Genomic DNA, 10,832 nt, shown 5'->3' with positions numbered 1-10,832 from the left:
CGGTCCGGCTGAAAATCGGTGAGGCGTTGACGACGGGCCGGGACCGCCCGCAGGGACGCGGGCGGAGGGGATAGCCTGCAGGGATGCAGGCTGGTCCCCGACCCGACAGCACGGCGGCATAAGACGAACGGACCGCGCAGCGGCGATTTTCCTGGCCGGGAGCCTGGGTTGCAAGGGAGGCGGCGGCGAGCCTCCCTTGCACGTTCACGGGTGCAGCGGCTTCAGAGGGAGAATGCACTCAGGGTGAACGGAACCATTCCACGTAGCCTGCATGGGAGTGTTCCACTATCTGCAACAGACTCTCCTTGAGCATCCGTGCGGAATGTTCCCCCTCACCCTGACCCTCTCCCCAAAGGGGCGAGGGGACCGTCCGTGCCCACATACAATTCCCCCTCACCCTGGCCCTCTCCCCAAAGGGGCGAGGGGACCGTCCGTGCCCACATACAATTCCCCCTCACCCTGGCCCTCTCCCCAGAGGGGAGAGGGGATGGACCGTGCCCACATACAATTCCCCCTCACCCTGACACTCTCCCTCAGGGAGAGGGAAATGTTCGTACCCGAAAGCAACGCCTCCCGCAGAAGGCTCCCTTCTTAATGCTTATCCCGCGTCATGCGGTCGAGATATCCCATCAAAAATGCTGACACTACAAACGTCAGATGGATTATCACGTACCACATCAGCTTATTATCCGGCACATTTTTGGCGTCCATAAACACCCGCAGCAGATGAATAGACGAGATGGCAACAATCGACGCTGCCACTTTGTTTTTCAGGGACGTGGCGTCCATTTTCCCCAACCAGCTAAGTTTCTCTTTATTAGGGGAGATGTCGAGTTGCGAGACGAAGTTTTCATAGCCTGAGAACATCACCATGACCAGTAACCCTCCCACCAGCGTCATATCCACCAGCGAGAGCAATGTCAGGATAAGATCGGCTTCTGCCAGATTAAAAATATTGGGCAGAACGTGAAGAATCTCCTGAAAAAATTTAACTGTCAGGGCGAGCAGTGCAAGAGACAGACCAAAGTAAACCGGGGCGAGCAACCAGCGCGAGGCATACATTGCGTTTTCAAGAAATCGTTCCATAGCATCCTTTAAGAGTGTGTTACCCGCAGCCAGTATACCGCAGCCTACTGGCGGAAATGCAACACTATGCCAACCCCCTTACAACGATTTACCAACTACTCGGCTACACGTCTGCGGGAGTGATCTCCGGGCGCTTATACTCTGGCCACACCAGCGTGACAAGCTCAGGGTAGGCCTCCATGCTGAATTCCCGAAAACACTGGCGCAGGTTTAGCACATCCAGATCGGAATGCAGGACTTTCTCACCATTAAGACAACGCTTTTTTATATTGTCGTAATACTTATACACCGCAGAATTGAGATCGCTGCAACGACGCTGCGCCTCGAATAATCCCGGAACACTATTTAACTCCGCCATGTTCATGCGTTTAATGGTGGCATGAAGGAAATCGATATATTCATGATTAACCCGCCAGTACCATACCGGCGTAATGGCATTCATGAGCATAGAGAAATGGTCTTCCCCTTCCTCTTTCGATAACGGATTACTTTGAGGTGGCGACAATAGATTTTCACTACCTGCTGACGGGTTATTGTTAGCGCGCATCAATAAAAGCACCCCACCCGTCAACAGCAATAAAGCAACAACAGAATAAAAAATACTGTTCATGTGCAGACTCCATTTTTTTTGATTTTAAAAGTGCGCCATGATATTGTCAACGAACCTCACGCCTGGACTTACCCCACCCTGTTGATATTAAAGGATATTAGAAATGCTGCCCGAGAATCTGGTCCCGGCTCGCTTTCACATTTCCGCTGCAGAATCCGACTCCGGTGAAGCAGAAAAAAACAGTAATTTAACTCAGGGAAAAACAACTCTCTCTGATTACGCCAGCGACATATTAGCCAGTGTGACGCGTACCGGGCAATCGCGGAATATGTTACTTGAGGAACGCGACCGACATATAAAAGATCGATTATTTCGCGTCGTTAAAATCGATACTTTTGCCAGACTACTTAATGATTTACAGGCTGAAGGCGAGATCGACGCTCAGACATTAAGTCAAATTATTGCCGACAAAACCAAAGAAATTAATGATGCGGGTAATGAAATTTGGCTTAATCTCATAACCCGCGAAAAAGATATGCCTTTGTTTTATAAACTTGGGGATGAATAGCGTGAAAGACGTTGAAGATAACGACGTTTATTTGGTTTTCGACAACCATAAAAGCGACGAATTTATCTTAAAGCAAAATATTGAAGCGTTAATTCAAAGTAAGAATGCCGCTATCCAGCGCATCGCCCACGAACTGGTTTCCATCCCGGCCGCGCTGGTACGTCTGAAATGGCAAAACCGCCGTGAAATCTACGCGCTTCAGGTAAAAGAAGAGATTTATGGTGCTGCCATCAATGCCATCATTGAAGCGCGACCTGAATTACATGACAAAATCATGGCCAGGCTGGAAGCGAACTATCAGTATATCCTTGCACGCGAAGCTGCAACGCTGCGCATCAGTCGTAAGCTCGCAGATGAAGAATACCGCACGGCGATGGTGACCACGGTCGCCCTGGAAGAGCGCGCGGCCTCCCCGCAAGATGAAGCCTCCCTGCCCGCCGTAAGACCTGCGGTGGAATAACCCTTCCCTGACCCCTGGTTCCCCCCGAATTAAGCGTGAAATATTCTGTTAACGGTTGGTCTTTTAATAAAAATTAAAAATGATGTAGTCACGCTCAAATTAAGGTTTCTCCGGCGGCTTTACGCGCAAAAAAAGGCCTGCGTCATGCAGGCCTTTTCAGTAAAACAGAAACTATTTAGCAGCGGCCGCGACCTCTTCGCCTACCAGACCAATTTTGAGATAACCCGCCTGATGAAGGGTATCCATGACTTTCATCATGGTTTCGTAGTCGACCGTCTTATCCGCACGGAAGAAGATGGTGGTCTCTTTTTTTCCTTCTGTCACAGCATTCAGCGCACTCACCATCGTTTCGTCCGTCACCGGATCGTTACCGATAAACATAGTGTTATCCGCTTTGACAGAAAGATAAACCGGTTTTTCCGGACGGGGTTGCGGCTGGCTGGAAGAGGCTGGCAGATTCACTTTGACATCGACGGTAGCAAGCGGAGCCGCCACCATAAAGATAATCAGCAGAACCAACATCACGTCGATAAACGGCGTCACGTTGATCTCGTGCATTTCGCCATTATCGTCCAGGTTTTCGTTTAGACGCATTGCCATGAGACATCAACCTACTCGTAATTTCTGGGCCGTATGGACGGGTTTAGCAGACGAGCTGGCCGCCAGGTCCAGATCGCGGCTTTGTAACAGCAGAACCTGCGCAGCAACATCGCCAAGGGTCGCTTTATAGCCGCCGATCATACGGGCGAAAATGTTATAGATGACTACGGCTGGAATTGCCGCGACAAGACCAATGGCTGTTGCCAGCAGCGCTTCGGCAATACCAGGAGCCACGACGGCAAGGTTTGTGGTCTGCGTCTGAGCAATACCAATAAAGCTGTTCATGATCCCCCACACGGTGCCGAACAGGCCGACAAACGGGGAGATAGCGCCTATGGTCGCAAGGAAGCCATTGCCACGGCCCATATGACGGCCGGTTGCAGCAACCCGGCGTTCGAGACGAAAACCAGTACGCTCTTTGATCCCTTCGTTATCTTCGCTACCGGCGGATAACTCCAGTTCGTTCTGCGCTTCGTTAATCAGCTGAGTGCTCAGGCTGCGGGCGTGGAAAGAGGCGGCGATGTCGCTGGCCTGATCCAGAGAACGCACGTCAGAAAGCAACTGCTGCTCACGCTTGAGGCGGCGCTTTTGCGAAAGTAATTCCACGCTTTTACTAAAGAAGATGGCCCATGTAACTACTGATGCCAGAATCAACCCGATCATCACAATCTTCACGACGATGTCGGCATGTTGATACATACCCCAAACGGAAAGATCCGTCTGCATCAAATTATTACCCACTGTGTTTCTCCAGGACGCCTATCACAAAATCTGAATATAATAATATCAAATCGACGTCGAATTGATAGTAGTTCTCATTAGTATTTACATACTGCCCTAATGCCCCCGCTTTTTCTTTGCGGTTACGCAGTAAAAAGTCCCGCCGGGCGATATTCAGGGAATTTTATACTTTATAACCGTGTCGACGGTGCATCGCCGGGCAATCATGGTAGTCTGGACATCCAGACGTATAAAACAGGTGAAGTGAACATGACGGCGAAGAAAATGGATACCGCCCTGGTCAACGCAGGGCGCAGCAAAAAATACACCCAGGGCGCGGTAAATAGCGTCATTCAGCGAGCTTCTTCACTCGTGTTCGACAGTGTGGAGGCCAAGAAGCATGCCACCCGCAATCGTGCAAAAGGCGAGTTGTTTTATGGCCGTCGGGGCACGCTGACTCATTTTTCATTGCAGGAAGCCATGTGCGAACTGGAAGGCGGGGCAGGCTGCGCCCTGTTCCCGTGTGGTGCGGCAGCCGTTGCGAATACTATTCTGGCGTTCGTCAGCCAGGGCGATCATATTCTCGTGACTAACACGGCCTATGAACCCACCCAGGATTTCAGTACCAAAGTCCTTGCCAAACTGGGGGTCACCACCGGTTGGTTCGACCCGCTAATTGGCGCAGGCATCGCAGAGCTGATTCAACCAAACACGAAAGTGGTGTTTCTCGAATCTCCAGGCTCCATCACCATGGAAGTGCACGACGTCCCTGCCATTGTTGCCGCGGTACGGCGCGTTGCCCCAGAAGCCATTATCATGATCGACAACACCTGGGCTGCGGGCATTCTGTTTAAAGCACTGGAATTTGATATAGATATTTCTCTTCAGGCGGCGACCAAATACCTGATAGGTCATTCAGACGGGATGATAGGCACCGCCGTCGCCAATGCTCGTTGTTGGGATCAACTGCGTGAGAATGCCTATTTAATGGGGCAGATGGTCGATGCCGACACCGCCTATATGACCAGCCGCGGTCTGCGTACGCTCGGTGTGCGGCTGCGTCAGCACCATGAAAGCAGCGTCAAGGTCGCCGAGTGGCTGGCCTCCCATCCGCAGGTGGCACGCGTCAACCATCCAGCCTTGCCCGGCAGCAAAGGGCACGAATTCTGGAAGCGGGATTTCAGTGGCAGCAGCGGCCTCTTCTCATTTGTCCTGAATAAACGCCTTAACGATAACGAACTGGCCACCTTTCTCGACCAGTTTACCCTCTTTGCGATGGCCTACTCCTGGGGCGGTTTTGAATCACTCATTCTGGCCAATCAGCCGGAACAGATTGCGGCGATTCGCCCCCAGGGCCAGGTGGATTTTGAGGGTACGCTCATTCGGTTGCATATTGGTTTAGAAAACGTTGATGATTTAATCGAGGATTTAGCAGCAGGGTTTCAACGCATCGTGTAGATTGATAAGGCTGGTTAAAAATTCTCTTTATGCCAGCAGATAACTCTGTATTAATTGCGCCCGGGATCAAGGTGTTTCGGGCAATAAACGCGTACAATAGCCTCTTCTAAGCGGTACCACAGGAAAGTCCATGGTTGTAATTCAAGACATTATCGCTGCGCTCTGGCAACACGACTTTGCAGCGCTGGCGAACCCACATGTGGTTGGCGTCGTCTACTTTGTGATGTTCGTCACCCTCTTTTTAGAAAATGGATTGCTTCCTGCCTCCTTTTTACCTGGAGACAGCCTGCTTTTGCTGGCAGGAGCGCTCATCGCTCGCGGCTGTATGGATTACATTTCTACCCTGCTTATCCTCACCTCGGCGGCAAGCCTGGGATGCTGGCTCAGTTACCTGCAGGGGCGCTGGCTTGGAAATACTCGGGTGGTAAAAAGCTGGCTGGCCCAGTTGCCAGAAAAATATCATCAGCGCGCAACCTGCATGTTCGACAGGCACGGTTTACTGGCGCTGCTGGCGGGTCGGTTCCTGGCGTTCATCCGCACGCTGCTCCCCACGATGGCCGGTATCTCCGGGTTATCTAACCGCCGCTTCCAGATATTCAACTGGCTGAGCGCGCTGCTGTGGGTCGGCATTATTACCTCCCTCGGTTATGCCATCAGCATGATCCCGTTTGTGAAACGTCATGAAGACCAGGTGATGACCTTCCTGATGATCCTGCCGGTATTCCTGCTGGTAGCGGGTCTGGTGGGGACGCTCGCGGTGGTTATCAAGAAGAAATATTGCAACGCCTGAAAACACGCCGGGCACCGACAGGCTGACCCGGCTTTTTTGCGCCTTATATCCCCTGCATCGTGCGAATGCGTGCGGCATCCTCTCCCGGCGTCACGCCGAAATAGCGCTTGAATTCACGACTAAACTGAGACGGGCTTTCGTACCCTACACGAATGGCGGCCGCACTGGCCTTAAGACCATCGTGAATCATCAACATGCGTGCTTTGTGCAGACGGAATGACTTCAGGTACTGCAAGGGTGAGGTACTGGTGACCGACTTGAAGTTATGGTGAAACGCCGAGACGCTCATGTTCGCCTCTGATGCCAGTTGATCCACGCTCAGGTTCTCTGTGTACTGGCTTTCGATACGCTTGAGTACGCGGCTTATCAGGCTGAAATGAGTCTGACGGCTGACCAGCGCCAGCAGAGCACCGCCTCCTGGCCCCAGCAGCACATGGTAGAGGATCTCACGCACAATCTGCTTGCCGAGAATACGGGCGTCCAGCGGCCTGTCCATCACGTCCAGCAGACGCTCAATGGCACAAAGGATCTCGTCCGAGAGCGTAGCGGAATTAATCCCACTCGATGCCATTGCCGGGCGAAACAGCTCATCCTCGCCAATATCCATTAACAGCTCTTGCAGCTGGAGAATATCAACATTCAGGCGGATCCCTGCCAGCGGCACCGCCTCCGTCGCGAAGGTTTCACACTCGAAGGGCAGAGGCACGGTCAGGAGCAGATATTCATTGGTGTCATAGCGGAATACCCGCTCATTGATATAACCAATTTTATGCCCGGAAAAGAGAAAAACGATGCCAGGCTGATACATCACCGGGGTGCGCGTTCCAGGCTGAGTCCCGTAGAGCAGACGGACATCCGGCAGCAGCTCACTTAATCTATTTTCATGACTTTTAAGGCATTTAATTTGCTCAGTTAACTGCTGGCAGATAGCTTCACGGTTCATTTGTTCTCACTCCAGGTGCAATTCCCGACGCTGACAGTGTGCGCAGTTTTTTTCGCTTTCTCCAGCGCTGAGTAGAAATGGGCAAGACATCGGCAGGAATGTGCATTGAGAGGATGCGCCTTGCTGTCCACAATGTTCAGCATCAGGCCGCGTTGTGCCGCCACCTTTCTACCCACATAAGGGAACGAGCAATGAACAACTTTACTCTTCATACCCCCACCCGCATTCTGTTTGGCAAAGATGCCATCTCCGATTTGCGTGAACAGATTCCCGCTGATGCCCGCGTGCTTATTACTTACGGCGGCGGCAGCGTAAAGAAAAATGGTGTGCTGGACCAGGTTTACCGCGCGCTGGACGGGCTGGACGTGCGTGAGTTCAGCGGCATTGAGCCCAACCCCTCTTACGAAACGCTGATGAACGCGGTAAAAATTGCTAAAGAAGAAAACATTACCTTCCTGCTGGCGGTCGGTGGCGGTTCGGTGCTCGACGGCACCAAATTCATCGCCGCCGCGGCCCACTACGCTGACGGCGTTGACCCCTGGGAAATTCTGCAGACCTCCGGCAGTAAAATAACCAGCGCAATCCCGATGGGTTCCGTGTTAACGCTGCCGGCAACGGGTTCTGAATCGAATAAAGGTGCGGTTATCTCCCGTAAAACCACGGGCGATAAACAAGCCTTCCACTCTGTGCATGTGCAGCCGGTCTTTGCCGTACTCGATCCGGTGTATACCTACACCCTGCCGCCGCGCCAGGTCGCGAACGGCGTGGTCGATGCCTTTGTGCATACCGTTGAACAGTACGTCACCTGGCCTGTGAATGCCAAAATTCAGGACCGTTTCGCCGAGGGCATTCTGCTGACGCTTATCGAAGAGGGTCCGAAAGCACTGCAGGAGCCGGAAAATTACGACGTGCGTGCCAACGTCATGTGGGCTGCAACCCAGGCGCTTAATGGTCTGATTGGTGCAGGCGTGCCACAGGACTGGGCAACCCATATGCTGGGCCACGAACTGACGGCGATGCACGGTCTGGATCATGCCCAGACGCTGGCGGTGGTGCTGCCTGCACTGTGGAATGAAAAACGCGACACCAAACGTGGCAAACTGCTGCAGTACGCAGAACGCGTCTGGAACATCACCGAAGGCTCAGACGATGCCCGTATTGATGCAGCTATCGAAGCCACACGCGGGTTCTTCGAGCAGATGGGCGTACCGACCCGCCTGTCCGGTTACGGTCTGGACGGCAGTTCTGTCCCGGCCCTGCTGGCAAAACTGGAAGAGCATGGCATGACAAAACTCGGCGAACATCAGGATATTACCCTGGATGTCAGCCGTCGCATTTATGAAGCGGCACGCTAAGCTTTTTACGCCCTCGCCTTTCGTTTTTGGGCTTTTCGTCCAGACTTAATGCACACAACCTTACCGGGCTCCGTCCCGGTAAGTACATAGAGGAGGCATGCATGACACATTCAACCGTGATTAAACTTGCTGATGGCAATCTGATGCCGCAGCTCGGTCTCGGCGTGTGGAAAGCGGGTAATGAGGAAGTGGTTTCCGCCATTCACAAAGCGCTGGAGGTGGGTTATCGGTCTATTGATACCGCAGCGGCGTATAAAAATGAAGACGGCGTAGGCGATGCGCTGCGAAGCGCAGGCGTCCCACGTGACGAGCTGTTCATCACCACAAAGTTGTGGAATGACGATCAGAAACGTCCCCGTGAAGCATTGCAGGAGAGCCTTGAAAAGCTGAAGCTGGATCATGTGGATCTGTATCTGATGCACTGGCCGGTTCCGGCTATCGACCATTATGTCGACGCCTGGCAGGGGATGATCGAGCTACAGCAGCAGGGGCTGGTGAAGAGTATTGGGGTCTGTAACTTCCAGATCCATCATCTGCAAAAGATCATTGATGAAACTAACGTGACGCCCGTGATCAACCAGATAGAGCTGCACCCGCTACTCCAGCAGCGCCAGCTGCACGCCTGGAATGCCACGCACAAAATTCAGACCGAGTCCTGGAGCCCGCTCGCACAGGGTGGCGAAGGGGTATTCGATCAGAAAATTATTCGTACTCTTGCGGATAAGTATGGCAAAACGGCAGCACAGATTGTCATTCGCTGGCACCTCGACAGCGGCCTGGTGGTGATTCCGAAATCCGTGACCCCGTCGCGTATTGCCGAAAACTTTGACGTCTGGGACTTCCGCCTCGATAAAGACGAGATGGTCGAAATAGCGAAGCTGGATCAGGGCAAACGCCTGGGGCCAGACCCGGATGAGTTCGGAGGCTAATCTCTCTGCGCCCGGCCCTCTGGCCGGGCTTATTCTATCCTGCGGTGTTGACCCGACTAAGCGGTACAGGTCTGCAGATATCATGCTCACCCGTTTGTGTGTCGGGCGATTGCTGCGTTCGCGGTAGGGTGCACACAACTCCCATCTCATCAGGCGCGCCCTCATAGGAGCCACTCAGACGATAAGAGAGCAATACATCGTAATGTTGCCCCCTGGCTGTAATAAGTAACCGGGAAATATTAATTTTATCAATAGGGCCGATGGGCAAAAAGAGTGACCATTCATGGTCGCCCCTGAAGAAAAATGCCCCCTTGCTATCGGTGAGCGTGCTGGCGTCAGAGCCATTGCTTTTCAGCGTGATCTCCGCCGCCGAAATCGCGTTGCCATCGCTGTCCAGCAGACGCCCTTCCACCACCGGTTGCGACCGGGTATACGCAACGCATCCGCTTTGCAGTAGTGCCAGCAATACCAGGCCCGGCCAGAACCGTTTTGCCATCGTTCACTCCCTGAATACAGGTTAACCTCTCTTCACTGCAGAGACTTACACACCGCCGAAGGCAGTGCTACTCTGAGTACCGTACCCCCAAAAAAAGATGCCGCTATGCAAAAATGTTTAGCCCTGCTTATTGTGTGCAGTTTTTCAGTCTTTGGGCAGTCTCCACAGCGTAGCGTGGAACTGCTTTATCAGCACTATGCGAATAACGCACCGGGTGTGGTTTTTGATGCATCCGGCCAGGAGCAGATCATCTCAGGCCGCCTTATGAAAGTGGTCGCGGAAGATCAGAAACTGACAGCGCAAGGCGATGTGGGCTATCTGAATTACGACCCGGTGTGCAGCTGCCAGGATTATGACAACCTGGTACTGGAGCAGGTTGATATCGTGACACACGATCCGCAGCATGTGGATGCAGTGGTACGTTTTCGCCCGTTCAGCGACGGGCCAGAAACCGTGACGCAAACGCTGGTGCTGGTGGATGAAAACGGTCGCTGGCTGATTGATGATATCGTCAATGAAACGAGCAGCCTGTATGAAGGGATGAAAGCGTATAACCGCGAGCGAATTGAAGAAGCGCAAAGTGATAAAGCATCGGAGAAAGGTACCGTCAGTTCACCCTCACCCCAGCCCTCTCCCTGAGAGCGAAATGGCGGCGCCGGGCAGTTCCCTCTCCCGGTGAGCCGAGGGATCGTCACAAAAAAATGCAATCCCATCCGGTTCCCTCTCCTCTTTGGGGAGAGATACCGTCTTGCGGTTCAGGCCGCAAGCGGTATCTCAGCGTCGAATATGCGACCCGATTTCACTACGCCATAAGCCAGTTGCAACAGCTTTCTCATTCCCGCGCAGACCTGCTCTTTCCCTGATTTTCCTCGTTCAG

Annotated in this window: 13 protein-coding genes; 7 read left to right on the top strand and 6 right to left on the bottom strand. The window is 52.9% G+C overall.

Annotation, left to right across the window (positions count from 1 at the left end; all coding sequences use genetic code 11):
- Positions 1-591 precede the first annotated feature (591 nt).
- Positions 592-1,086, bottom strand: coding sequence for a TIGR00645 family protein (locus KXR87_RS22955; protein WP_437434500.1), 495 nt, complete (start codon positions 1,084-1,086; stop codon positions 592-594).
- A 103-nt stretch (positions 1,087-1,189) separates the two neighbouring features.
- Complete coding sequence (locus KXR87_RS22950) at positions 1,190-1,696, bottom strand: ESA_00282 family adhesion-associated protein (protein ID WP_437434499.1); 507 nt, start codon at positions 1,694-1,696, stop codon at positions 1,190-1,192.
- A gap of 103 nt (positions 1,697-1,799) precedes the next feature.
- On the opposite strand from KXR87_RS22950, the gene KXR87_RS22945 reads away from it, so the two are divergent.
- Both KXR87_RS22945 and KXR87_RS22940 read left to right on the top strand, forming a co-directional pair.
- Positions 1,800-2,204 carry a hypothetical protein gene (locus KXR87_RS22945; RefSeq protein ID WP_437434498.1) on the top strand — a complete coding sequence of 135 codons (405 nt, stop codon included), beginning with the start codon at positions 1,800-1,802 and terminating at the stop codon, positions 2,202-2,204.
- 1 nt (position 2,205) lies between these two features.
- A complete protein-coding gene (locus KXR87_RS22940; protein ID WP_437434497.1) occupies positions 2,206-2,664 on the top strand; it encodes a cytoplasmic protein in 459 nt (152 codons plus the stop codon).
- Between the two features lie 171 nt (positions 2,665-2,835).
- Here the strand turns inward: KXR87_RS22940 and exbD are convergent, their stop codons facing one another.
- Entirely contained in the window at positions 2,836-3,264 is a 429-nt protein-coding gene (exbD, locus tag KXR87_RS22935; protein ID WP_437434496.1) for a TonB system transport protein ExbD, read from the bottom strand.
- Between the two features lie 6 nt (positions 3,265-3,270).
- Entirely contained in the window at positions 3,271-4,005 is a 735-nt protein-coding gene (gene exbB / locus KXR87_RS22930) for a tol-pal system-associated acyl-CoA thioesterase (RefSeq protein WP_437434495.1), read from the bottom strand.
- 249 nt (positions 4,006-4,254) lie between these two features.
- On the opposite strand from exbB, the gene metC reads away from it, so the two are divergent.
- Together metC and KXR87_RS22920 are read left to right on the top strand one after the other, a co-directional pair.
- Positions 4,255-5,442 carry a cystathionine beta-lyase gene (gene metC / locus KXR87_RS22925; protein WP_437434494.1) on the top strand — a complete coding sequence of 396 codons (1,188 nt, stop codon included), beginning with the start codon at positions 4,255-4,257 and terminating at the stop codon, positions 5,440-5,442.
- 130 nt (positions 5,443-5,572) lie between these two features.
- A complete protein-coding gene (locus tag KXR87_RS22920) occupies positions 5,573-6,232 on the top strand; it encodes a DedA family protein (RefSeq protein ID WP_437434493.1) in 660 nt (219 codons plus the stop codon).
- 43 nt (positions 6,233-6,275) lie between these two features.
- Here the strand turns inward: KXR87_RS22920 and KXR87_RS22915 are convergent, their stop codons facing one another.
- A complete protein-coding gene (locus tag KXR87_RS22915; RefSeq protein ID WP_437434492.1) occupies positions 6,276-7,175 on the bottom strand; it encodes an AraC family transcriptional regulator in 900 nt (299 codons plus the stop codon).
- Between the two features lie 191 nt (positions 7,176-7,366).
- On the opposite strand from KXR87_RS22915, the gene yqhD reads away from it, so the two are divergent.
- Both yqhD and dkgA read left to right on the top strand, forming a co-directional pair.
- Positions 7,367-8,530, top strand: coding sequence for an alcohol dehydrogenase (gene yqhD, locus KXR87_RS22910; RefSeq protein WP_437434491.1), 1,164 nt, complete (start codon positions 7,367-7,369; stop codon positions 8,528-8,530).
- Positions 8,531-8,631: 101 nt separating this feature from the next.
- Entirely contained in the window at positions 8,632-9,459 is an 828-nt protein-coding gene (gene dkgA / locus KXR87_RS22905; protein WP_437434490.1) for a 2,5-didehydrogluconate reductase DkgA, read from the top strand.
- A gap of 34 nt (positions 9,460-9,493) precedes the next feature.
- Here dkgA and KXR87_RS22900 read toward each other — a convergent pair whose 3' ends face one another.
- Positions 9,494-9,955: a carboxypeptidase-like regulatory domain-containing protein gene (locus tag KXR87_RS22900; protein WP_437434489.1), complete on the bottom strand. Its 462-nt coding sequence runs from the start codon at positions 9,953-9,955 to the stop codon at positions 9,494-9,496.
- Between the two features lie 105 nt (positions 9,956-10,060).
- On the opposite strand from KXR87_RS22900, the gene KXR87_RS22895 reads away from it, so the two are divergent.
- On the top strand, positions 10,061-10,594 hold the full coding sequence (locus tag KXR87_RS22895; RefSeq protein WP_437434488.1) for a DUF3828 domain-containing protein: 534 nt from the start codon (positions 10,061-10,063) through the stop codon (positions 10,592-10,594).
- Positions 10,595-10,832 lie beyond the last annotated feature (238 nt).

Source organism: Yokenella regensburgei (assembly GCF_051486985.1).
In the GTDB taxonomy this organism is placed as follows: domain Bacteria; phylum Pseudomonadota; class Gammaproteobacteria; order Enterobacterales; family Enterobacteriaceae; genus CBFFRJ01.
This window is presented reverse-complemented; position numbering and strand designations above follow the sequence as displayed.